This window comes from Geodermatophilus sp. SYSU D00779 (assembly GCF_054050595.1).
In genome coordinates this window covers 1-23324 of sequence record NZ_JBJGZQ010000026.1, presented here as the reverse complement: position 1 = coordinate 23324, position 23324 = coordinate 1, and the positions used below count along the sequence as shown (strand labels likewise).

The following is a 23324-nucleotide window of genomic DNA, read 5'->3' as shown; positions in this document are numbered from 1 at the left end:
CGTCGTCGGGGACGCCCGTCGGCTCAGCGGGTGCCGCGGTAGCGGATGACGGAGCCGGCGCCCTGCGAGCGGGCGGTGTGCAGGGACAGGGTGGCGCGGCGCATCGTCTCGGCGGCGGGAGTGCCCCCCTCGAGCGCGACGACGCCGGCGCAGGCGCCCAGGCCGGGGATGCCCAGCTCGGTGATGGTGGCGGCCAGGCGGGTGGCGGCGACCTCGGCGTCCTGGGCGGTGCCGCTGAGCAAGACGGCGAACTCGTTGGGACCCGAGCGGCCGAGCCAGTCGTCGCCGCGCAGCGAGCGCGCCACGACCGAGGTGGCGGCGGCGAGGCTGCTGGTGGCGGTCGGCCAGGTGTCGTCGCGCCGGAGCAGGCCCAGGACGATCAGCGCCCCGGGGACGGCGGACACGGCGGCCAGGCGCTCGGCGAGGTGCGCCGAGACCGAGTTGGGGCCGGGCAGCAGGCTGGTGGCGTCGTCCTCCGGCGGGAGGAGCGAGGAGATCGGGAGCGAGACCGAGAACGGGTTGTGCGCGATGGACATGACCCCCAGATCGGTGCCGATCCCGGTCCGCTGGAGAGGGGCCCACCCCGAGGGGTGGTACGGCGTCCGGGACGTGACCACCGGCGGCGGAGCCGTCGCCGGGCCCGGGCCTCCGTCCCGTGCGGACGCCACGGCCGGGTCCCAGGGCGACACACCGGGTCAGCACACGCTGGAGCGACCGCACCCGCCGCGGACCGGACCGTTCCGTGGCACCACCGGCGCCCCTAGCCTCCGTCGGCCAACGGGCGCGGACGGCGCGCCGAGGGGGTGGCAGCGTGCGGGGAACCGACCCGGACGGGATGGACGACGGTCGGCTGCGCGACATGCCGGTGCTGGTCACCGGGGGCACGGGCTTCCTCGGGGCGGCGCTGGTGCCGCGGCTGCTGCGCGCCGGGTGCCGCGTCGCCGTCGTCGGGCCCGATCCGGGGTGGCGGGAGCCGGTGCGGCGGGCGATCCGCGAGGGCGTCGTCGAGCTGGTCCAGGAGCCGGAGTGGTGGCGGCCCGAGGCGGCCCGGCGGATAGCCCGCCGCATGGCGGGGACCGAGCAGCTGGTGCACCTGGACGCGGTGCCCGTGCCGCCGGGAGAGCGGACGGCGACCGGCACCGCGCGGCACCACGTGGCGGTGGAGGTGGCGGGCACCCTCGAGCTGCTGGCGGCGCTCGGGGACGGGCTGGGGCACGTCGTCCTGGGCAGCTCGGTGGAGGTCTACGGGCGGGCGCCGGCGACCCCGCTGGACGAGTCGGTGCGGCCGACCCCGGAGGACGCCGTGGCGGCGGCGCGGCTGGCGCTGGAGGACCAGCTGCGGGTGGTCGCCGCGGCGGGGGGGCCGGAGGCCACGGTGCTGCGCTTCACGACGCTCTACGGGCCCGGGGAGACCATGCCGTGGGCGGTGCCGACGTTCATCCAGGCCGGCCTGGCCGGGCACCCGGCGACCATCACCGGCGACGGGCAGGAGCTGCGCGACTACCTGCACGTGGAGGACGCCGCGGACCTGGTGCTGCGCGCGGTGGCCCGGCCGCCCGCGCTGTCGCCGGCCGGCGAGCGGTTCCGGCTGGTCAACGCCGGCAGCGGGACGGCGGAGCGCACGGTGGCGTTGGCGCAGCGGGTGCGGCGGGCGGTGGCCGCGCAGCGCGGCGAGCTGCCCCCGCCGCCGCGCCACGTGGGCGCGCGCCGGGCGGGGGACGTGGTGTGCCGCACCGAGCGGGCGCGCGAGCTGTTCGGGTTCCGACCGAGGGTCGACCTGGACCGGGGGCTGGCCGAGGAGGTCGCCTGGTTCGCCCGGCTGGCGGACTCCTGGTCCGACCTGGAGTCCGCCGGCTGACCTGCGCTCAGCCGCCCCGGCGACCGGCGGACCGCAGCAGGCCTGCCACGGCGAGGAGTGCGGCCGCCCAGCCGAGGACGACGAAGAGGTCGCCGACGTGGACCCCGTGGGTCTGGCTCAGTCGCACGAGGACGGGCCCCTCGTTGACGTACTGCCCGGTCAGCAGGAGGACGGCGAAGCCCGACAGGACCGCCGCGACGACGAGGGCGGACAGCCAGCGGAGCACCGCTCGACGGTAGCCGCGAGGCACCGTGGTGCGACGTCGACCCGCTGCTGATTCTGTCGGCCCTGTTCTGGCCATCCAGGTCCTCCTGACCGGCCACGGGGACGGACGGCAGGGCGCCGCCGGGTTCTGGTTCGTCGTCGGCTGCCTCCTGCTGTCGGTCGTCCACGTCCGGCGCAGCCGCCTGGCGCGCGGAGTGTGGTCGCCGTCCTGGCGCTCGCCGGCGCGGTGGTCCACGGACCGGGGGCGTTCTCCGATGCGGATGCGGCGGTGCTGGCGCTGTCCCCTCTCGGCCAGGCTGCGCCGCTGTTGACGGACCCGGTCCGCCGCCTCGTGGGCGCCACCCGCTGACGGCACGTCGGGATCGTCGCCGGCACCGTGCCGGCGTCCCTGGAGGACGTCCGTGCGGTGAGTCCTCTCACGGTCGGCCTCGTCGCCCGTCGCGGCGGAGGGCGGCTGGGTACCTTGAGTGAGGAACGGATGCCGCAGCGTTGTGACAAGCGTCTCCGTCGTAGTCGGCCGGAGGCTCCCTCGGTCCTGACCAGTGCATCGGCGCACCCCCCGCTCGAGCCGCCGGCGTGGTGGGCCTGCGCTGCGGTCGTTCGCCCCTCCGAAAGGACTCCTCCGTGCTGTACCTCGTCCTCACCCTGGGGATCGGCCTCGGCCTGGTCTTCACGGCGGTCTTCACCGCGATCGCCGCCGTGTACCTGTCGGACCCGCATGCCGGGGTGGCGGCCGCCCGGGCGCGCGCCGCCCGCCGCCGGGTGTGGGCCGATCCGAACGAGGCCGCGCGGGCCGTCGGCAGCTGGGGCTGAGGACCCTCCGCACCCTGGGCGTCCGCTCAGGCCTCCGGCAGCAACCCGGCGTCGGCCTTGGCGGTGAGCGCGGTCCGGACGGCGGCATCGACCGTGGCGGAGAACGCGGGATCGATCTCGGCGCGGGCCACGATGACGTCGATCATCTCCGTCACCAGGTCGGCGTCCATGGTGAGCAGGAGGGTGCCCCCGGCCTCGAGGTAGCGGACCACCCGCTCGTCGACCGGGAAGTCCTGCACGGCCTGGGCGGCGCCGATGTCGTCGGAGATGACCACCCCGTCGAAGCCGAGCTGCTCGCGGAGCAGGTCGCCGACGACGACGGGGGAGAAGAGGGCCGGCACGCTCGGGTCGATCTGCGTGTACGTGGCCGACGACATCATCACGAACGGCTCGGCCTCCGAGCCGGCGAGCGTGCCGAAGGCGGCGACCTGGTCGTCGTCGCGGGTGGTGACGTCGTCGGTGGCGTCCCGGCTCTTGTCGGGGTTCTCCGGCACCCGGCCGAGGCCGGGGAAGTGCTTGAGCGTGGGAGTGACCCCGTGCGCGGCCAGGCCGTCGGCGACGGAGCCGGCTGCGCGGACGACGTCCTCTGCGGTACTGCCGTACTGGCGGTCCCAGGCGCCGATGGGCGCGTTGGCGTCCTCGGTGCCCGCGGGGACGACGTCGACGACCGGCGCCAGGTTGAGGTTGATGCCCGCGCTGCTCAACGCTGCGCCCATGCCGTCGGCGAGGGCAGCCAGCTCCTCGGCCGGCATGCGGCCCTGGTGGGCGGCCGACGGGAGGTCGGCGAAGCCCGGGCCGGAGAGCGTCTGGACGGCGCCGCCCTCCTGGTCGACGCCGACCCAGGGGCGCGGCCCCGGAGCCGCCTCCGCCCACCGCGCGGTCTGCGTGGCCAGCTCCTCGGCGGGGATGCTGCTGCGGCCCTGGAGGAAGACGCCACCCAGACCCTCTGCGGCGAACTCGTCGGCGGGGGAGAGGTCGGATAGCGCGACCCCGACGACGATGAGCTGGGCGACCTGCTCGCGGCGGTCCAGGTCGGCGAGGGCTGCGTCCACCTGGTCGACCTCTGGGCTCGGGGTGGGCGAGGGTGTGGCGCTGGAGGTGCCGGGCGCCGTTCCGGTGCCGGTGGTCGGCTCAGTGCAGGCGGTGGCCAGCACGCAGAGGAGGGTGCCGACGACGGCCCGGAGGCGGGAAGAGCGCATCGCGACCCATTCTCCGTCGGGGCCGCGGTCGGCGGCGTGGGGTCGATGCCGGGGCGAGGGACGTGCGACCTGCCGGTGTGTCGCCGACCTTCTACGCTCAGCCCACCTCGTCTTCCCCACGGGGCGTCCTGTCGTCGATACCTGTTGTGGAGCGTGGATGCCGCCGGTCGAGCTGACGTGGGGAGCGGCGACCGCCGTGGGGCAGCGGGAGGACAACCAGGACAGGTACCTGGCTGCTCCGCCGGTGTTCGCGGTCGCCGACGGCATGGGGGGACACGTCGGTGGCGCTGCCGCTGCGGAGGCGGTCGTCGAGGCTTTGCGCTGGTTGACGGGGTCCGAGACGACGACCGTCGAGGCGATCCGGCTCGCGCTGCAGCGGGCCGACGGCGAGATCCGGGCGTTCGAGGGGCCTGACAAGGCCGGCGCCGGGACGACGGTCGCCGGCGTCGCGCTGGTGGACGAGGGCGAGGGGCCGCAGTGGGCGGTGTTCCACGTCGGTGACTCGCGCGTGTACCGCTGGCACGAGGGACAGTTGGAGCTCGTCACCAGGGACCACTCGGTGGTGCAGGAGCTCATCGACGCCGGGTACATCTCTGACCAGAGCGCTGCCACGCACCCTCAACGACACATCATCACCCGGGCGCTGGGTGTCGGTCCCCGACCTGAGACCGACGTCGTCCTGCTGCCCGTCGTCCCCGGTGAGCGCCTCCTCGCCTGCTCCGACGGGTTGACGGGTGAGCTGAACGACGACCGGATCGCAGCTCTCATGTCGATCGACGGCGCACCGGAAGAGGCCGCGACGTCGCTCGTGGACAACGCCGACACGAACGGAGCGCGCGACAACGCCACCGTTGTCGTGGTCTACGCAACAGGGTCGTGATCGAGGTCGGCGTCCTGGGCCGACTCCGGCGTGAATTCGCGGGACAGGAAGCCAGTCGGGTCGCCGCCCAGGTCGACGAGCGCGGCGGCGGAGTGCGGGTCGATCGGCCGGTTCGCGACCGCGCTCAGACCGGCACTCTCGTCTAAACCACGTCGGCCTCGGGGCTGTGCGCCAGCTTCTCCCGTGCCTACGTCCTGGCGAGCCGCTCGGCGACCGGCGAACGGCACACGTTGCCGGTGCAGACGAAGAGGATGCGCACGGCTCGACGCTAGGGCGGCTCGGTTCGCGGCAGAAGCAATCTCCGAGGGACCTCACCCGCGCTGGTGAGATGCATGCGGAACGTCTGACGCAGTCATCTTGAGCGGCCCACTATGCGATACCTCGGCGACATCCCTGGCATGTCGGGGATCTGCGGCACCCGTCATCTTCCCGCCATACGACGACGGCGGGTGGCGCTGCAATGGCTGGCACTCGCGTGGAAGCCTTCACCTCTGCACGGCATCGTCCGGCGAGGCGAGCAGGGAGCGCGCAGACACCCAGGTCCCAGGCGAGGATGGATCATCACCGCGGCGGTCCCGGATCGTCTGCGGCGGCTGCGTCTCCGAGGAGGGGATGGGCGGTCACGGCGACCTCAGTGAGGTACCGCGTGACCGGATGGTCCGGGCCGAGCACCCGGCGGCTGCGCTGCAGGGTGTCCTGGCCCAGGGCGCGGGCCGGCTCCGCCTCGCCCAGCCGAACCAGGGCGTCAGTCAGGGCGGCGGCCGCCCCCAGGGTGACGGGGTCATCTGGGCCGCGCACCCGGCGGCAGCGCGGCAGCGTGTCCTCGCCGAGCACGCGCGCCGGCTCCGCCTCGCCCAGCAGGACCAGGGCGAGGGTCAGACCGGTGGCCGCCGTCAGGGTGGTCACGTGGTCGGGGCCGAGCACCCGACGGCTGCGCTGCAGAGTGTCCTGCCCCAAGGCGCGGGCCGGCTCCGCCTCACCCGCCGAGATCAGGGCAAGGGTCAGGGCGGTCGCCGCCGTCAGGCTGGTGGTGTGATTCGGGCCGAGCACCCGGCGGCACCGCTGCAGGGTGTCTTCGCCCAGGGCGCGGGTCGGCTCCGCCTCGCCCAACCCGACCAGGGCGCCGGTCAGGATGGCCGCCGACCGCAGGGTGGTTGGGTGGTCGGGGCTGAGCAGCCGACGGCTGCGCTGCAGGGTGTCTTCGCCCAGGGCGCGGGCCGGCTCCACCTTGCCCAGCGCGCTCAGGGCGTCGGTCAGGGTGGCGGCCGTCCACAGCGTGGTGGGGTGGTCAGGGCCGAACACTCGGCGGCACCGCTGCAGGGTGTCCTCGCCCAGGACGTGGGCCGCCTGGGGCTCGCTTAACCGCATCAGGTCGAGGGTGAGCCTGCTTGCGGCGGTGAGGGTGTCGGGGTGGTCGGAGCCGACGACCTCGCGCCAGCGGTGGAGCAGCTGTGCGCTGACGGCCCGGCTGCCGGAGCTGTCGCCTCTGGCCTGCAGGTAGCGGATGGTGGCCAGGACCAGGTGCCGACCGTCGGAGGAGGAGTCCCCGAGAGGGGCGGTGGCGAGTACGTGCGGAGCGAGCTGGGCGTAGCTCGGCCATGTGGCCGGGTCTTCTGGGTCGCCGGTGCAGGCGGCGGTCAGCAGCGCGATCACCTGCTCGGCGGTGGCCTGCTGCCGGTTCAACGGTAGCCGGTGGCGGATCACCGCCTGCACCAGCCGGTGCACCTGGAAGCTGTCGGGGGAGCGGCGGGCCAAGGAGTAGCCGACCAGCGCGCCAAGAGTGTCGGCCAGGGCGTCGGGATCGGCGGCGATGCTGCGCAGCGGCTCGTCGAGCAGCTCCGGGTGGCCGGTGAAGGCTGTCAAGGGAATGGGCTCGCGGGCGAGGAAGGCGGCCAGCTCCAGCAGCTGCACCGCGGCCGGGTCCTCGCAGCTGAGGCGCTCCACGGACAGCGCCCAGGCGGTGTCGAGCCGCCCGGCATAGCCGACCACCTCGCCACGGGCCAGCAAGCCGGCCCGGCGGGTGCGAAACCGGCGCAGATAGTCCGCCGGCGGCAGGGCGGTCTGCTCCAGGTAGCCGGCGGCCTGCGCGGCGGCCAGCGGCAGATCACCCAACTCGGCGGCGAGCTTGTCGGCCAGCTCCTCACCCAGGCCTGTGATCCGGGCCCGCAGCAGGGCGATCGTCTCCCCCCGGGGCAGCACGTCGACTTCCAGCCGCCCGCCCAGTGCACCCCAGCCGGGATTGCGGGAGGTAATCAGCAGATGTCCTGGCCCGCCGGGCCGATAGTCGGCGACGTCGGTCGGCCGCTCGGCGTTGTCGAAGACCAGCAGCCAGCGGTCCCGACCGCGCAGCTCGCCCAGCAGCCGCTCGACGGTGTCGGCCACCGTGCGCCCGGCGGCCAGGCCCAGCCGAGCGGCGAGCCGCGCGACCTGGTCGGGGATCAGCACCGACTGCTCGGCGTCGATCCACCACACCAAGTCGTAGTCGGCGGCGAAGCGATGCGCGTACTCGATCGCCAACTGGGTCTTGCCCACCCCGCCCAACCCGTACAGCGCCTGGACCGCCAGCGTGCCCTCCCCGGCGTGCAGCCGCCGGCGTAGCTCGGCGAGCATGCCGTCCCGGCCGGTGAACCGGGGATTGCGCGGAGGCACCTTCCACACCGCCGGCAGCGCACCGGCGAACCCCGGCTTCCCCGACGGCGCCGGTCCGGCCCTCGGAAACGGCGGCGCTGCTGTGGGCCGCCCACCGGCCAGCCGGGCCCGCAGCCGCGCCGCCGCCGCGGCCTCGTCCAGCCCCGTCAGATCGACATGGATGAGCGGCGCGTACAACGGCGGCAGGGTGACCGGCTCGACCAGGACTGGCACGATCCGCCCCTGCGCGGCTGCGGATTGTGCGAACGCCGCGCGCAGCTCGACGCCCGCGAACGCGGAGGCAAAATAGGCCTCGGTGCACACGGCCAGCAGCTGGTCCGCGCGCTCCAGCGCGTGCTGCATGCGGGCCACGAAGTCCTCACCCGGCGCCCAGTCCCACACGTCCAGCTCGACGCTGTACCCGGCCTCCTGGAGCTGCCAGGCCAGCCATTCGGCCCAGGCGGTGTCCCGACCGGCGTGACTGATGAAGAATTCAACCCCCCGACCGCTCACGCACCACGCCTACACCCCTCACCCGCCGTGTGGGATACCTGGCGTCACCCGGAGCCGGCACCCGTTGGTCGGGCTCGCGGAGCCCCAGGTCTGCGCTGTCGGCGCGGCAAGGTATCGACATTCCCTGTCAAGTGGCCGACGGTCGTCTGTCGGAGTAGTTGAGCGGCTCATTGAGGGACAAGGGCCGAGACGTCAGGTCCAGGTGGTCCAGGCTCCCTGTCGGCCTCGCCAAATGACCTTCGACGATATGGGCAGGTAGGTAGCCGGGACGGGTGGTTGGCCATGCGGAGCATGCACTATTCGAAACGTCATGCGCATCCTCCCCAAAGGTCGAGAGGTGTCATCCTGTGTGCCGCCGCGGCACCTGGCTGGCCGTCCTGAACGCCATGTGCGCCGCCATGAGCGGCGTTCTGCTCCGCCGCGGGCGAGGGAGATCGCTCCCCGAGAACCAGGGTCTCAAGCCGTGCCAGTCTCTCCGCGAGTGCGACCTCGTCCCCTTCGGAGGTGTTCCGGGTCAGGAGGTTCGCGGGGAACTCCAGCCGCCGCGACGTGGGTGCGACCTCCCACAAGGCCTGCTCGCGGAAGTTGCTTATCATCTCCCAGGCGAGATGCGGGTTGATGGTGAGGTGCTGCCTGGCGCGAGCCAGGTAATCAAGGCTCATGCGCTCGGTTCCCGGCGCCTCCTCTGCCTTCCAGAGTCGGGCGAGACCCGCATCGCTGGTGATGTCGAAAAACTCGAGCAGGGTCCGGCAGAAGTAGGCGAACGCCAAGTACTCCCCAGTCAATCGCTGCAGGGCCCGAAGAGCCTCCACGTCTGAATTGGACATCCCGAGTGGGGAGAGGTGGACCCTCGAGATCTGGTTCAGCCAGTCGGGGCGCTGCAGACATTTGGTAGGGTCTTGCTGGGCGATGCCCGGTGAGCAGCGATCGAGGCGGTACAGTGCGGTGATCACCTCGGTGACCTGGGGTTCCAACGGTATTGGCCTGATAGCCGCCCGGGTTCCGAGGTACTTTGACTCCAGGTCCCGGTGCACGACACCGCTCGCCACGGATGGGAACTGGCGCCTTCCGGTGAACAGCGAGTGCTCCACCATGTGGTCGAGGGTGCGGATGAGATCGCGGGCGAGTCCGCCCGAGAGGCAGTGGGCCAAGGCGATGAACGGTGGAGCGGCGTCTTGCCCAGCCCGCCGCCTGATCAGTTCCTTCGACTCGGCATATGTGAAGTAGGACACCCGGACGACCTCGTCGAAAGCGCTGTCGAAGACGTCTCGGAAGGGTAGGCCCCGACGCTCAAAACTCGCGATGGCGTCCTCTGACATCGACACCAGGAATCGCGTGCTCTTGGCCGAGAAGAGCCCCTTGATGTCATGCAAGAAAGCGCGGGCCTTGTCCTCGGACTCCAGCTGGTCGAGCTCGTCGATCCCAATGATGGCGCCGTCCTGCCTGGCGAGTAGGTCCTCGATCCGGCGGATGATCTCCGGGGTGGTCCAGGCAACCTCCACCTCAGTCGTAGTAGCGGTGGCGGTGTTGTCGACACCTACGGGTACGTAGGTCGAAGCGCCCAACCTGACCGCGGATGTCCATCCCGTGGCCACAGTGCGCTGATACTCGAACCGTCGCAGGCCCTCTCGGGCCAGCTTCAGGAGCTCCTTCCGCTCGTGGCTCGACCGACTCCCGCCGTCCTGCATCTTGGCGTACTGCGAGACGTCATCGCTCGTGACCGCGGTCGGTGCTGAGGACAAGGCTGAGCGCCAGCTGCTGTCCTCCGCCAGCATCGTGCTGCCGAGGGCGACCAACACGCTTCCGGCGATGAGTCGAGCGTCCGGATCGAAGAGGGGAGTTGGCAGGAGGAGTCCGCAGCCGAACAGGGCGGCACAAAATGCAGCGCCGTCGAGGCCGCGGTTCAGGACATCGCTGGCGCGTCGATGAAGCAACTCGAAGCGGGCCAGGACAACTGCGATCCCCGTGGCCAGCAGGACGAAAGCGACGCTGCGTCGCACCGTCAACCAGGGAAGCGCTGGCAGCGTGCCGAGGATGAGTGTCGTGCCGACGAAGAAGGTGTACGCCACGACGGCGTACCAACGTCGTCCGTGGTGAGCGCGGCTCCGAGATCTCTGGGTCGCATGCGACCGCTGCGCCGCGGGAAGGCGGTCCACCACCTTCCCGATGAGGGGCCGACGTAGCGTGGCAATTCCACAGGAGATGCTGGTGGCCAATGCCGCCACCGCCACCGGGATTGCACGCGCCGTGTCGGTGACGCCGAACTGGGCGACGAACTGCAGTACCAGCACAAGTCCCACCATGCCGGCCAGCGCCGGAAGGGCGATGAACCGAAGGACCTCCATGATGCTGTGACGGGAAGGGGACAGGGAGTCGCTGTCGTCATCGACTGTCGTGAACCTCTCCCCTGCAGCGCTCAGCACCTCCTTGCACACGAGGGAGAACAACGACAGCAGGAACTCTCGTGGGTCGTAGTGGGCGGGGGCGTCCACCTTCACCCTCAAGAGGTCCGGTGTGGACCCCGAGCACTCGAGCTTCAGAATGGTGCTCTTGCCACTCCCTCGTGGTCCGGCCAAGCCGACGCTACCTTGCCGCAGGCGCTGCAGTGTGCGTTGCAAGCGCTCTCGTGAGGCGTTCTCTTCGTGCAGCGTCTCGACGTCCGGATCGCCGCGAAGCACCGCATTGTTCGGAATCGACAGGTCCTCGCGGTACGCGGCGCGAGTCTCCTGCTTCCGACAATCGGCCATCCAGGTCCTCAGTAGGGGGAGCATCCGCCGCCTCGCGAGGCCGACTTCGAGTCGTCTGACCTCCTCCTCGCGGCGACGCAGCAATTCACGCGAGTCCGGGTCGGCCTCTTGAGCCTCCTTGACCCGGGAGGCACGCCGGCCCCGGGTTCCGCGACCGACCGTCGGCTCCCCTTCGGTAATGGCCTCGGTCGCAGCCTCGACACCCCCAGACGTCACCAGCAGCGGGTCCTCCAAAGCCACCTCGCATACGAGGAGTTCGCGAATCGTCTCGAGGGCACGGTCGACGCGGTCTACCGGCTCTACGTACGCCTTCATGGAGTCCCACAGCTGCTCTCTGCGGTCATCCAGGAGCTTCTTCAGGTCCTGAGTGCTGCACCCTGCGTCGTGCTGTTGGCGCAGGACATCCGGGTCCTGGAGGACCCACTCCATGGCGCATTCGAAGAGCTGGTCCTTCTCGGCCTGTCTCATCCTCCGCCTCACGTGTCTCTGCATGTACCACCACCGCATGGTCGGCACTGACGCTCTGCCTTCAGGTGAGCGCGCCCGTGCATCCATGCGTCGGGGAAGTACCAGGTGTTCCCCACGGGCACCGCACCGGCGATCGGTGGAAGCGATGCCGTCCTCGGGCCGACGGCTGTGACTGACTCGCCACACAGGACTGCAGTCCAGCCATGACCTTCCCAACTTGACCTGCCAGGCGACGGGAGCACGGTTGTCATGACCCTTGCTTCCTCGACCGACAAGCATGTGGACGGGGTCGTCACGGCGCCGTTACCGCGGCATCACCGATCCGGGGATAGTCCAGGCGGAAGACGGGGCATCGCTCGTAGAACGTATGAGGGGCAGTTGTAGAGGGGGGTCTTCGCGCTCTGTCCTGTCATGAGGGTTCGGCGGAAGCTGGACGACTGCCAGCAACGGCCGTGCTCACACAGGTGGGCAAGAGTCGGCGATGTCCTGGAGGCCGCCCTCAGGGTCACCCAGCGACGTCGGCACGGGCCAGGTTCGGACGTTGTCTGGAGTTGATGGTCGCCCGGGTGATCTCAGGCCAGGTGCCCTTCGATGAGCGCCGCGCCGCGCTCCGCTCCGCCGGCATCGTGGATGGCCCGCCGCATGCGCTCGAGGTTGGCCCGGACCTGCTCATCCGTGGTGACCCGTGCGACGGCTTGCCGTAGGGCGTCCGGGGTCAGCGTGTCGCTGGCAAGGCGTTCCCCGAGACCCAGCTCGGCCACGCGGTCGGCGTTGGCGACCTGTTCGGGCATCTGCGGGAGGCACACGAGGGGGACGCCGTAGTAGAGGGCCTCCATCGTGGAGTTCATCCCGGCATGCGAGATGAACGCCCGCGCATGGCGCAGCACCGCGGGTTGCGGGAAGCGCGGCCGGACGTCGATCCCGGGTGGGATGGGCGCGATCGCGGCTCGGTCCAGGTCCCCGATGGTCATCGCCACCTGCCAGGGGCCGTCGCCGAAGGCCTCGATGCAGGTGCGGTAGAACGCGGGGTTGTCGGTGAAGATCGTGCCCAGCGAGATGTACAGCACGAGAGCATGCGGGTCCGGGGGGAACCATGGCTCCTGCTGCTCACGGCGACCGAGCAACGGGCCCAGGAAGTAGAAGCGGTCGTCGAACGAGTCGCCGGCCGGCTGGAACTCGCGGGGGATGAAGACGAGGTTCACCGCTTCGGGAACGTCCATCGTCCCAGCGACGTCCAGGTCGACCCCGTACTCGGCGGAGAAGCGTGCACAGTCCTCGGCCAGGGCCGCCATCTGCGGGTGGTCCGGGTCGAGCCCCTCGGTGAGCCGGTCGTCGAGCGAGTACCTGTCGTTCTCCGCCAGGTTGGGGATCAGCCGCACGGCGGGGATGCCCCGGTGGTGCGCCGCCAGACGGGCCGGCCAGTTGGTCACGTCGTAGCAGACCGCGTCCGGTCGAGCGGTACGGCAGTACTCGAGGAGCACCGGGTAGGTCGCGCGCATCGCGGCGAAGTAGTGCCGGAACCAGAAGGCGATCAGCTCCGGACCGACCTGCGCCGGGGGGCGGAACGGCGCCATCGGTGGCAGCTGCACCCACTGCGCACCCGCGCCGGCCACGGCGTCGGCGAAGTCGGCGGCGGTGGCGTAGGCGACCCGATGGCCTCGCTGCACGAGCTCCTCGACCAGCGGCAGCGTGGGGGTGACGTGCCCGTGCCCGGCGAGCGCCACGAACAGCACGTGTCGTGCCCTGCGCACGGGGATCCTCCCGACCGGGCTGTCTACGTGCGGTCGTCGTCCTCGATCGAACCCATCCGGTCGGCCTCCGCGTCGGCTCGGCCCACCGGGACGCCGCCGTCGGTCTCTCGGCCGGGGTCGACGTCCAGCTGAAACCCCTCGCCGACGTTGCTCGGTCGCTCGTCGTCACCGGCTCCGCTGTGCCGGGCGTCTGCTTCCGCGTCGGCGGCGCCGACCGGCATGCCGCCGACGGTCGAGCTGCTGCTCGTCTCGTTGTCGGGCGGGCCGCTCGCGGCGCTGGGTCGAGTCGTCATGGTGGCCTCCGGCCTCGCCGTCGTCTCATGACCCGGCATACCCGTCGGCGCGGTGGAGCACAAGCCGTGCCCGGCCCGTCGGCCGGAGGGTCGCCCGGCTCAGCGCGGGACGTCGGGCAGCGCCTGGGTGCTGAACACCTCGGCGTTCTGCGACAGCGAGTCGGTCTGCAGGTAGCCCCACATGCGCTCGCCCGCGACGTCGTCGAGGTACACGACGCTCGCCGCCCCCTCGGTGCCCGTGCCCAGCACCGGCGCGGTGAAGAAGTCGACGGTGTCCGGGGTGAGCCCGCGCAGCGAGTACGCCAGCGACAGCATCTCGGTGTTGCCCAACTGCTCGTCGACCGCGACCGCGCTCGTCACGGCCAGCAGCGCGGCGTCCAACCGGCCCGGGTCGGTGAAGGTGTCGGAGCTGAACAGCTTGCCGAACATCGCCTGCAGGTACTGCTGCTGCCTGCGCACCCGGTCGAAGTCGCCGCCGGGCAGGCCGTAGCGCTGTCCGAGGTACCAGCGCGCCTGGTCACCGTCGAGGTGGTTGACGCCGGCGGGGAAGGTGTACGGCCCGTTGCTGGTGGTCTCCGCGACGACGACGTCCACCCCGCCCAGGTCGTCGGTGACCTGGACGAGCCCCTCGAAGTCGATGGCGACGTAGTGGTCGATCCGGACGTCGGTCAGCTGCTCGACGGTCTGGATCAGCAGCGTCGGCCCACCATAGGCGTAGGCCGCGTTCACCTTGTCCATGCCGTGACCGGGGATGTCGACCCACGAGTCGCGCGGGACCGAGATGAGCTGCGCGTGCTGCCGGTCGGCCGAGAACCGGGCGATCATGATCGCGTCGGAGCGGCCGCCGGCGGCGATGCCCTCCTCGGCGGTGGCGCGGGTGTCCGACCCGACGAGCAGGAAGGTCACCGGCTCCTCGCCGGCCTGCTGCGCCGGCGTCGCCGGCGCGGGGCGGGCTCCTTCGTCGAGGCTCGCGAAGACGTCGGAGACGCGGTCGATGTTGCCGGCGTAGCGGTCGGTGAGGAACCAGAAGGCCCCGCCGACGACCAGCGCGAGCACCAGGCCCAGTGCGGCGATGCTGATGAGCACCCGGCGCAGCCCGCGGCGCCGCGGCGCCGTCTCGGCATCAGCCTCCGGTGCCGTGGTCTCGACACTGCTCACGTGAGCCCCCGTCCACCAGACGACCCGACCGAATGTACGGACGGCGCAGGGGCCCGTCAGGCGGCTGCTACCCCTGGGGGTGAGGTCACGTCCTGGCTGAACGCGCCTGTGTGGCGGTGACGGGTGCGTCGGGCCCGGGCGTCTCGAGCTCCCGGTGATCGGCGCTGCGGATGCTCCGGCCCAGCAGGACGGCGACGGGGACGGCGAGCAGCACCCAGACCACCACGGCAGTCCACACCCACCCCACGCGTGCCTCCTCGTCCGTGCGCTACCTCGATGCGCAGTAGAGCGCAGGTGGACGGACGTGCGGGACCCCCAGAGCGCGGGGCTGTGGGGCCCGTGACGGACCGGTACCTCCTGCTTTCAATGGGTGAGCGGCTCAGGCAGACTGCTGCACGTGTTCACGCTTCCGGTGGTCCGTCGCGCCCGATCGGGTGACGGGGCGACGACGTCCTCCAGCGGACGCGCCCACTGGCACCGGTTCCGCTGGACCGGCGACGACGCCTTCAGCGGCTCGAGCCTCTACACCTGCCGCTGCGGCGTCGTCCGTCCGGCTCCCTGACCGCGCGCTCGCCGGGCGCCGTGCCACCCGTCGTGGTGCACTTCAGTTCTTGAGTGGTTGAGGGGGCTCGAGAGGGAAGGCACGACGGTCATGCGGATCTCGGTCATCGGCTGCGGGTATCTCGGCGCCGTCCACGCGGCGTCGATGGCCGAGCTGGGCCACGAGGTGGTCGGCATCGACGTCGACCAGCGGAAGGTCGCTGCCCTGTGCGAGGGCCGGGCCCCGTTCTACGAGCCGGACTTCGGCGAGCTGCTCCAGCACTCCCTCGCGTCGGGCCGGCTGAGCTTCAGCGCCGACGTCCACGACGCCGCCGGCGCGCAGGTGCACTTCGTCTGCGTCGGGACCCCGCAGAAGCACGGCGAGTACGCCGCCGACCTGCGCTTCGTCCAGGCGGCCGCGGAGTCCCTGCTGCAGGTGCTCGAGCCCGGCGAGCTGGTCGTGGGCAAGTCGACCGTCCCGGTCGGCACGGCCGCGGAGCTCGCCCGCATGTTCGGCGAGAAGGTGCCGGGCTCCCTACTGGCCTGGAATCCCGAGTTCCTGCGCGAGGGCTTCGCCGTCCGCGACACGCTGCACCCCGACCGGCTGGTCTACGGCGTCCCCGACGGTCCGGACGCCGAGACGATCACCGCCACCCTCGACGAGGTCTACGCGCCCATCGTGGCCACCGGCACCCCCAAGGTCGTCACCGACTACGCCACGGCAGAGATGGTGAAGACGGCGGCCAACTCGTTCCTCGCCACGAAGATCAGCTTTATCAACGCGATGGCCGAGCTGTGCGAGGCCACGGGTGCCGACGTCAAGCAGCTCGCGGACGCGATCGGGTTCGACGACCGGATCGGCCGCAAGTTCCTCAACGCCGGGTTGGGCTTCGGCGGCGGTTGTCTGCCCAAGGACATCCGGGCGTTCATGGCCCGCGCCGGCGAGCTGGGGGCCGACCAGGCGCTGACGTTCCTGCGCGAGGTCGACAACATCAACATGCGGCGCCGGATCCGCATGGTCGAGCTCGCCCGCGAGGTCTGCGACGGCTCGCTGCTCGGCAAGCACATCGCCGTCCTCGGGGCCGCCTTCAAGCCCGACAGCGACGACATCCGCGACAGCCCGGCCCTCAACGTGGCCGCCCAGCTGCAGCTGCAGGGCGCCGTCGTCACCGTCACCGACCCCGCCGCGATCGAGAACTCCCGCCGTCAGTGGCCGCAGCTGGACTACGCCGCCACCCCCGAGGAGGCCGCCGAGCGCGCCGACGCCGTCCTGGTGCTCACCGAGTGGCGGCAGTACCGCGAGCTGGACCCGGTCGCCTTCGGGAAGGTGGTCGCGCAGAAGCGGGTGCTCGACGGGCGCAACGCCCTCGACCGCGAGGCCTGGACCGCCGCCGGCTGGACCTACCGCGCCCTGGGCCGCCGCGCCGGCTGACGGCGACCGCGCGGAACGTCCGCCCACCGACGACGGGCGCCCGCGCGGCTCATAGCGGGTGTCGACCTGGCCCGGGTCGGCGCCGCACACGTCGCACGGCCCCTCTGCCGTGAGGGGCGCACCGCAGCCGGGGCAGCAGGACCGGGGCGGGGCGTCGGCGGCACGATGGGCAGGCGCGACGTCGGCCAGCGCCAACCGCTGCGTCGACGCCAGACCGGGGGCACGGCCTCAGCGCCCCACCAGAGACGGCCGACCCCGGGTCACGGAGAGGCTGCCCAGCGGGCCCGCGACTCCGGCGCCTCCCAGCCGTCCATGGAGCAGGCCGTCTCGCGGGACACCTTGCCGTCCCAGAACTCGAGGATGTCGACGCCGTACTTCCACGGCTCGCCGTCGTAGCGGAGCGCCAGTTCCACGACCCAGAGGTCACCGCCGCGCACCCGACGGATCTCGACGTCGACCCCGGCCGGATGGCCCCGCCGCCACTCACGGAAGTCGGCGACGCCCTCGAACCGCTCGCCGGACTGGGGAACTCCAGGACGGCGTCCTCGCGGTAGACCTCGTACGCGGTGTCCGCACCGGTCCGGCTGCGGTCGACGTAGTGCTGCAGCGCTGCGCGGACGGCGTTCTCGTCCATGGCCTCGCCCATCGGTCGGCGCGGTGCGACGGGGAGAACGGTGCCCCGAGCGGCGGCGAGCGGAACCGGGTCCCGCCGCCATGGGGAGCGGCCGCACGGTCCGACACCCGCGCGTCGGGCGGCTCGGCGGGGCTGTCCGCCGAGCTCAGCGGCCGCCGCAGGACACGTTGCTCAGCCCGCCGCTCGCGTCGCCGGCCTCGTTGTCGCAGCTCACCGTCGTGGTGGTGCGGATCGCCCGCGGCCCGGCCACGTTGATCGCCAGCTCCGGGACGCCGCTGACCACGTTGCCGGAGAAGACGGTGTCGCGGCCCCAGCCGTCGACCACCTCGTGCACCTGGAACCCGTCGGCCGACGTCGAGGTGCCGGTGTTGCCCTCGATCCTCCAGCCGTTGCCCTTCACGTCCACCCAGGAGTCGGCCTCGACCATCGCCGCGCCGTCGAAGGTGTTGCCGCGCAGCACCCCGTCGCTGGTGCCCTCCTTGATGTCCACGGCCTCGGCGGTGGTGCCGGCGATGTCGTTGCCCTCGATGAGGTTGCGGTCGCTGCGGTCGGGTGCGCAGTCGGTGAGCTGGCACCAGTTGCCCTCCGCGCTGCCCACGTAGACGCCCTCGCCGAACTTGGGCTTGCGCAGCCCGGTGTCGCGGATGGTGTTGCGCACCACGGCGTTGTCGCTGCTGTTGGTGCGCAGGTGGATCGCCTCGTCGCCCATCGAGGTGACCAGCAGCCCCTCGAGGCGGATGCCGGAGCCGGCGTCGACCATCACGCCCTTCTGCCCGCCGGTCACCGTCAGCCCGCTGACCTGCCAGTGCGTCGCGCCGGAGAGGTGCAGGGTGTAGTCGCCGTCGACGTCGCCGCCGTCGAGCACCGCGCCCCGCCCGCCGCACAGCCGGATCGGCGCCTCGGCGCCGGCCTGGGCCGAGGCCACGAAGTTGCCCTCGTAGCGACCGTCGGCCAGCCGGATCACCTCACCCGGCCGGGCGGCGTCCAGCGCCGCCTGCAGGTCGCGCGCCGTCGACACCTCCACCACCCGGCCGCCGTCGCACCCCTCGACGGGCGTGGTGGGCACCGGCACGGGGGAGGGGGCGGCGGACGACGGCGCGGCCGCCGACGTCGAGGGGGCGGACGGCGACGGCTCCGCCTCGGCCCCGTCGGAGCCGCCCGAGGTGCAGGCGGTGAGCAGGACCAGGCAGACGGCCGCGAGCAGGCCGGACGGTCGTCGCATGCGCCCACCGTAGGGAGCCCCGGATGTCGGCCGGGTGACGCAGGGGCGGCTCACGCGTGGTTCCCCGCGGGCCGGCCGACGTCCACCCGCAGCGGCGCCGGGCGCTCGCGGCGCAGGTCGTCGCGGTAGGGCGCGGTGCCCGGGGCCACCCGGTGCCCCCGCGCCCGCAGCGTCAGCCCCAGCGGGACGCCGAGGACGACGACCCACAGCAGCAGCATCGGGTGGTTGGGGATGAACGTCGACCAGTACGTCCAGTTGTCGCGGTCGGTCTCCCAGCCCTCGACGTCGTTGCCGGCCAGGGCCACGGTCACCTCCTCGGGCACCCGGAAGGTGTCCAGGCCGCTGGGCCCGCGCCCGCCGAGGGTGTTGTCCTCGACCACCGAGCCGCCCGCCGCGCCGACCACCGAGATGCCGTGCGCGGTCGCCGCCGAGACCGTGTTGTCCCGCACCGCGGCTTCGGCGTCGCGCACGCGGATCGCCGTCCCGCTGCCGGTCACCTCGTTGCCCTCCAGCGTCGCCGTCCCGCCGTCCACCGTGATGCCGAACCGGTGTGCCCCGGTGACGACCGCGTCGCGCACGCTCGTCGGCGCGGCCGTGCCCACCAGCACGATGCCGTCGCGGTTGTCGGCGACGTGCGTGCCGCGGATCTCGACGTCGTCGCCGTCGACCACCCGGACGCCGGCGCGGCCGTTGCCGATCAGCTCGCCCTGGTCGATCGTCACGTCGCCGTAGGCCTCCAGCGACGCGCCGCCGGCCGACATGCCCTCGGCCAGTGGGCTGCCGCTGAAGAAGATGCCGTAGGCACCGTTGCGCGCCGCGGTCACCTCGGTGAACGACACCGACTCCGAGGCCTGGTCGGCCGAGAAGCCGTGCCGGCCGTTGCCGCGCGCCGAGGAGCCCTCGATCGTCGTCCCGGCCGTGCTGCGGTGCAGCGACAGCCCGTCGACGGTGTTGCCGACGAACGCCGTCCGCACGAACTCCAGGCCCTCGCCCTGCGAGGCGAAGGCGCCGTAGTGGTTGTCCCGGAAGACGCTGTCGACGACGCGCCCGGTCGCCTCGGTGCTCGACGAGCCGGTCCAGGCGACCCCGCTGGTGCGCCCGGCCCAGAAGCCCAGGTGCGCGACCCTGGTGTCCACGACGGACATGTCGCCGCTGACCTCGCGGACGTAGGCCCGGCCGTCGGCGACCTCCTCGTCCGGCGCCCCGGCGGCCGGGTCCCAGCTGGTGACCTTCAGCTTCCTGTCCGCCCCCCCGGCCAGCACCAGGTCTGCCTTCCACGACACCAGCGAGACGAAGCCCCGCTGCTCGCTGCGCAGCCGCAGCGTGGTGCCCGGCGCCTCGATGACCAGCCGGGCGCCCGGGGCGACGAGGACGTGCCGGGTCAGCAGCACCGCACCGTCCGGCTGCACCTCGGCCGCGCCGAGCGCCACCAGGTCGGCCAGGCCGTAGGACAGCCCCATCGGCGTCAGCACGAGGGTGTCCGCGCCGTCGAGCGTGATCGTGTACGGCCCGGAGCCCGGTCGCACCGAGGCGACGAGGGTGAGCAGCCGCTGGTCCTCCTCGGCCAGGATGTCGCTCTGCCGCTCGGCGGCGGTGCGGTCCAGCGCCGTGCCGATGGCGGCGGGCAGGGCCGCCGGACCGACCGGCTGAGCCTCCCGGTCGGCCAGCGGCCCGGTGAGCAGCGGGACGGTGAGCGCGGCGGCGACGAGCACGAACGCGACGACCAGGCGGCGGCCGGTGACCAGCCGTCGGCGGGGGGCGCTCACGCGGTCGCCGCCGCGGGGACGAGGCTCGCCTCGTCCTGGCCCTCGCCGCCGGTGAGGTCGGCCCGCCGGGTCAGCCAGCCCTGCTTGTTCATCGTGACCAGCGCGTAGGTCTTGATCGGCAGCGCCACCATCGCGATCACCACGGCGACCAGCGGCAGGATCAGCAGGTCGGAGGGGCGGCGGCGCAGGTGGCTGACGCTGCGGATCGCCCGGCCGATGAGCACCCAGGCCAGCGACAGCCCCAGTGCCTGCCAACCGCGGTCGGAGAAGCCGGAGGCGACCACGTAGTAGACGGCGGCGAACATCGTCACCGGCGTGAACAGGATCTGCAGCACCGTCACCTGGCTGACCAGCGGGACCCGCCAGAGCCAGCCCTTCCAGGCCGCGGTCAGGTAGCAGCGGTAGGAGTTGCGGCTCCACCGCACCCGCTGCTTGCAGAAGGCGCGGAAGGTGCTCGGGAACATCGACAGGGCCCGGGCGGTGTCCTGGTAGACGGTCGTGTAGCCGCTGGCGAGCACCAGCCAGGTCAGCCGGCCGTCGTCCCCGGCGATGCAGCGCCGGCCGAGGAAGAACTCGTGCTCCAGGTGCTCGAGCACCGGCAGGACGGCGCTGCGCCGGTAGACCGCCGTCCGGCCCGAGACGCACACCACGGCCCCGGCCCGGGAGGTGGCCGGCACGTAGTCCAGGTAGCGCAGGTCGATGATCCAGTCGGCCACCCGCCGCCAGATGCTCGACGTCGGCAGGTAGACGTTCTGCCGCGTGCTCACCGCGCCGACCACCGGGTCGGCGAACGGCATCTGCACGGCCTCGAGCAGCCCCGGCTGCCAGCTGGTGTCCGAGTCGCAGAGGACGAGGACCTCGCCGGTCGCCGCGCGGATCCCCACCCCCAGCGCCGAGCGCTTGCCCTCGTGCGCGAAGGAGATGACCGTCAGCCGCGGGTCGTCGCGGGCGGTCAGCCGGGCGAAGGCCTCGGTGTCCTCCACGTCCAGGACGACGATGACCTCGGTCGGGTCCTGTGCCAGCCAGGTGTCCAGGCAGCGCTCCAGGACATCGGGGTCCTCGCGGAACGACGGGACGACGACCGACGTCGTCGTCCGGAAGTCGTTGACCGTCGGCCGGTAGCGCGCGGACAGCAGCTTGCGGATCAGCCAGATGGACCAGGACAGCGCGCCCACGACCCCGATGGGCAGCAGCAGATGCCAGTCGCGGGCGATTGCGGACATCAGGTCGGACACAGTGGTGCACCCCCGTGCAGGAAGCCGGCGCCGACCATTCCGAGAATGGCGCGGCGGCGCTTTTGTCTTGTTTTCGGGCAGGGCTCGTCGACCGGCGCGCCCTTCCGGCGCGATCACTCTGCGCAGCGCCCGCACGGTGTGCGGGCCGGACGGCGGACCGGTGGGGACGGTCGGTCGGACGCGGACTCGGGGAAGGGGCCACGTCGTCGTGGACGCTGACGCTCACGTCATCGGGAGCACGGACCGAGCCGGCGCGGCGCGGTCCCCCAGGTCAGCGAGGCGACGACAAGATCAACCTCGCTGAGGGTGACTATGGGTCACGTGATGGCCTGACTGCACGCCGAGGAAGGTTAACAGTGGGTGAACTGACCCGACTCGTTGGTAGGAACACGATCCGTAGTCGGCACCACGCAGGGTTAACGCATTCGTGTGACACCTCGTTGGCGTGGTGAAACCGGGTCGGTCTAGCGTCCGCCCAGCGCGCCGCAGTCCGTGGCGCGATTCCAGGCACGCCATTCCTCGGGGGTTCCCCATGAAGATCTCGGTCGTCGGTTGCGGTTATCTCGGCGCCGTCCACGCGGCGTCGATGGCCGAACTCGGTCACGAGGTGGTCGGCATCGACGTCGACGAGCGCAAGGTCGCGGCGCTCAACGAGGCCCGGGCGCCGTTCTTCGAGCCAGGCTTCGAGGAGCTGCTCGCGCGGACGCTGGCCACCGGCCGGCTGCGGTTCAGCACCGACGTGGCCGACGCGGCCGGCTCGCGCGTGCACTTCCTCTGCGTCGGCACCCCGCAGCGCCGGGGCGAGTACGCCGCGGACCTGCGCTTCGTCCAGGAGGCCGCCGAGGCGCTGCTCGGCGTCCTCGAGCCCGGCGACCTCGTCGTCGGCAAGTCGACCGTCCCGGTGGGGACGGCGGGGCGCCTGGCGGAGCTGGTGGGGGAGAAGGTCCCCGGCGCGATGCTGGCGTGGAACCCGGAGTTCCTGCGCGAGGGCTTCGCGGTCGAGGACACGCTGCACCCCGACCGGCTGGTCTACGGCCTACCGGCGGGCGAGGACGGGCAGACCGCGCGCCGCCTGCTCGACGAGGTGTACGCGACGATCGTCGCCCGCGGGACGCCGCAGGTGGTGGCCGACTTCGCCACGGCGGAGATGGTGAAGACCGCGGCCAACAGCTTCCTGGCGACGAAGATCAGCTTCATCAACGCGATGGCCGAGCTGTGCGAGGCCACCGGTGCCGACGTCAAGCAGCTCGCGGACGCCATCGGCTACGACGACCGGATCGGCCGCAAGTTCCTCAACGCCGGCCTCGGCTTCGGCGGCGGTTGCCTGCCCAAGGACATCCGGGCGTTCATGGCCCGCGCCGGCGAGCTGGGCGCGGACCAGGCGCTGACGTTCCTGCGCGAGGTCGACAACATCAACATGCGCCGCCGCATCCGGATGGTGGAGCTGGCGCGTGAGGTCTGCGACGAGTCGCTGCTCGGCAAGCGGGTGGCGGTGCTGGGCGCGGCGTTCAAGCCCGACAGCGACGACATCCGCGACAGCCCGGCTCTCAACGTGGCCGCCCAGCTGCAGCTGCAGGGCGCGGTCGTGCGGGTCACCGACCCCGCGGCGGTGGAGAACTCGCGGCGGGTCTGGCCGCAGCTGGACTACGCCGCCACCCCCGAGGAGGCGGCCGAGCGCGCCGACGCCGTCCTGGTGCTCACCGAGTGGCGGCAGTACCGCGAGCTGGACCCGGTCGCCTTCGGGGAGGTGGTCGCGCAGAAGCGGGTGCTCGACGGGCGCAACGCGCTCGACCGCGAGGCCTGGACCGCCGCCGGCTGGACCTACCGCGCCCTGGGCCGCCGCGCCGGCTGACGGCGACCGGCAGGGCCGTGGGGGGGGGGGGGGGGGGGGGGGGGGGGGGGGGGGGGGGGGGGGGGGGGGGGGGGGGCGGGGGGGGCGGGGGGGCGGCGGGGGCGTCGGGG

20 protein-coding genes are annotated in these 23324 nt (G+C 72.3%); 7 read left to right on the top strand and 13 right to left on the bottom strand.

Features of this window, described 5'->3' with window-relative positions; genetic code table 11:
- Positions 1 to 23: 23 nt before the first annotated feature.
- Positions 24 to 536: a hypothetical protein gene (locus tag ACI79G_RS19190; protein WP_456882696.1), complete on the bottom strand. Its 513-nt coding sequence runs from the start codon at positions 534 to 536 to the stop codon at positions 24 to 26.
- A 275-nt stretch (positions 537 to 811) separates the two neighbouring features.
- On the opposite strand from ACI79G_RS19190, the gene ACI79G_RS19185 reads away from it, so the two are divergent.
- Entirely contained in the window at positions 812 to 1858 is a 1047-nt protein-coding gene (locus ACI79G_RS19185) for an NAD-dependent epimerase/dehydratase family protein (RefSeq protein ID WP_456882695.1), read from the top strand.
- A gap of 7 nt (positions 1859 to 1865) precedes the next feature.
- Here ACI79G_RS19185 and ACI79G_RS19180 read toward each other — a convergent pair whose 3' ends face one another.
- Positions 1866 to 2084 carry a hypothetical protein gene (locus tag ACI79G_RS19180; RefSeq protein ID WP_456882694.1) on the bottom strand — a complete coding sequence of 73 codons (219 nt, stop codon included), beginning with the start codon at positions 2082 to 2084 and terminating at the stop codon, positions 1866 to 1868.
- A gap of 195 nt (positions 2085 to 2279) precedes the next feature.
- Here ACI79G_RS19180 and ACI79G_RS19175 point away from each other — a divergent pair, with 195 nt between their 5' ends.
- Entirely contained in the window at positions 2280 to 2432 is a 153-nt protein-coding gene (locus tag ACI79G_RS19175) for a hypothetical protein (protein ID WP_456882693.1), read from the top strand.
- Positions 2433 to 2707: 275 nt separating this feature from the next.
- Positions 2708 to 2896, top strand: a complete 189-nt coding sequence (locus ACI79G_RS19170; protein ID WP_456882692.1) for a hypothetical protein — start codon at positions 2708 to 2710, stop codon at positions 2894 to 2896.
- A 26-nt stretch (positions 2897 to 2922) separates the two neighbouring features.
- Here ACI79G_RS19170 and ACI79G_RS19165 read toward each other — a convergent pair whose 3' ends face one another.
- Positions 2923 to 4095 (bottom strand): glycoside hydrolase family 3 N-terminal domain-containing protein, encoded by a 1173-nt coding sequence (locus tag ACI79G_RS19165; protein WP_456882691.1) that lies wholly within the window; start codon positions 4093 to 4095, stop codon positions 2923 to 2925.
- Between the two features lie 157 nt (positions 4096 to 4252).
- Between ACI79G_RS19165 and ACI79G_RS19160 the strand changes: the two genes are divergently transcribed.
- Positions 4253 to 4975 (top strand): PP2C family protein-serine/threonine phosphatase, encoded by a 723-nt coding sequence (locus tag ACI79G_RS19160; protein WP_456882690.1) that lies wholly within the window; start codon positions 4253 to 4255, stop codon positions 4973 to 4975.
- 187 nt (positions 4976 to 5162) lie between these two features.
- Here the strand turns inward: ACI79G_RS19160 and ACI79G_RS19155 are convergent, their stop codons facing one another.
- The 6 genes from ACI79G_RS19155 to ACI79G_RS19130 all read right to left on the bottom strand — a co-directional run bounded on the left by ACI79G_RS19155 (position 5163) and on the right by ACI79G_RS19130 (position 14533).
- A complete protein-coding gene (locus ACI79G_RS19155; protein WP_456882748.1) occupies positions 5163 to 5234 on the bottom strand; it encodes an arsenate reductase/protein-tyrosine-phosphatase family protein in 72 nt (23 codons plus the stop codon).
- Between the two features lie 302 nt (positions 5235 to 5536).
- Positions 5537 to 8116 carry an FxSxx-COOH system tetratricopeptide repeat protein gene (gene fxsT / locus ACI79G_RS19150; RefSeq protein WP_456882689.1) on the bottom strand — a complete coding sequence of 860 codons (2580 nt, stop codon included), beginning with the start codon at positions 8114 to 8116 and terminating at the stop codon, positions 5537 to 5539.
- A 308-nt stretch (positions 8117 to 8424) separates the two neighbouring features.
- Positions 8425 to 11331, bottom strand: coding sequence for a hypothetical protein (locus tag ACI79G_RS19145; RefSeq protein WP_456882688.1), 2907 nt, complete (start codon positions 11329 to 11331; stop codon positions 8425 to 8427).
- Between the two features lie 572 nt (positions 11332 to 11903).
- Positions 11904 to 13082 carry a macrolide family glycosyltransferase gene (locus ACI79G_RS19140; RefSeq protein WP_456882687.1) on the bottom strand — a complete coding sequence of 393 codons (1179 nt, stop codon included), beginning with the start codon at positions 13080 to 13082 and terminating at the stop codon, positions 11904 to 11906.
- Between the two features lie 23 nt (positions 13083 to 13105).
- On the bottom strand, positions 13106 to 13375 hold the full coding sequence (locus tag ACI79G_RS19135) for a hypothetical protein (protein WP_456882686.1): 270 nt from the start codon (positions 13373 to 13375) through the stop codon (positions 13106 to 13108).
- A gap of 99 nt (positions 13376 to 13474) precedes the next feature.
- The gene (locus ACI79G_RS19130; protein WP_456882685.1) at positions 13475 to 14533 is read right to left on the bottom strand and encodes an LCP family protein; all 1059 of its coding nucleotides are present in this window, start codon (positions 14531 to 14533) and stop codon (positions 13475 to 13477) included.
- 397 nt (positions 14534 to 14930) lie between these two features.
- On the opposite strand from ACI79G_RS19130, the gene ACI79G_RS19125 reads away from it, so the two are divergent.
- Positions 14931 to 15095, top strand: a complete 165-nt coding sequence (locus ACI79G_RS19125) for a hypothetical protein (RefSeq protein ID WP_456882684.1) — start codon at positions 14931 to 14933, stop codon at positions 15093 to 15095.
- A 90-nt stretch (positions 15096 to 15185) separates the two neighbouring features.
- Entirely contained in the window at positions 15186 to 16505 is a 1320-nt protein-coding gene (locus tag ACI79G_RS19120) for a UDP-glucose dehydrogenase family protein (RefSeq protein ID WP_456882683.1), read from the top strand.
- Between the two features lie 260 nt (positions 16506 to 16765).
- On the opposite strand, the gene ACI79G_RS19115 is transcribed toward ACI79G_RS19120, so the two are convergent.
- The 4 genes from ACI79G_RS19115 to ACI79G_RS19100 form a co-directional block, all read right to left on the bottom strand.
- A complete protein-coding gene (locus ACI79G_RS19115; RefSeq protein ID WP_456882682.1) occupies positions 16766 to 16918 on the bottom strand; it encodes a hypothetical protein in 153 nt (50 codons plus the stop codon).
- 366 nt (positions 16919 to 17284) lie between these two features.
- The gene (locus tag ACI79G_RS19110) at positions 17285 to 18361 is read right to left on the bottom strand and encodes a right-handed parallel beta-helix repeat-containing protein (RefSeq protein WP_456882681.1); all 1077 of its coding nucleotides are present in this window, start codon (positions 18359 to 18361) and stop codon (positions 17285 to 17287) included.
- 50 nt (positions 18362 to 18411) lie between these two features.
- Positions 18412 to 20127, bottom strand: a complete 1716-nt coding sequence (locus ACI79G_RS19105) for a right-handed parallel beta-helix repeat-containing protein (RefSeq protein ID WP_456882680.1) — start codon at positions 20125 to 20127, stop codon at positions 18412 to 18414.
- Positions 20124 to 21350: a glycosyltransferase gene (locus ACI79G_RS19100; protein ID WP_456882679.1), complete on the bottom strand. Its 1227-nt coding sequence runs from the start codon at positions 21348 to 21350 to the stop codon at positions 20124 to 20126. The genes ACI79G_RS19105 and ACI79G_RS19100 overlap by 4 nt, the downstream gene beginning before the upstream one ends.
- 544 nt (positions 21351 to 21894) lie before the next feature.
- Between ACI79G_RS19100 and ACI79G_RS19095 the strand changes: the two genes are divergently transcribed.
- A complete protein-coding gene (locus tag ACI79G_RS19095) occupies positions 21895 to 23214 on the top strand; it encodes a UDP-glucose dehydrogenase family protein (RefSeq protein ID WP_456882678.1) in 1320 nt (439 codons plus the stop codon).
- Positions 23215 to 23324: the final 110 nt, after the last annotated feature.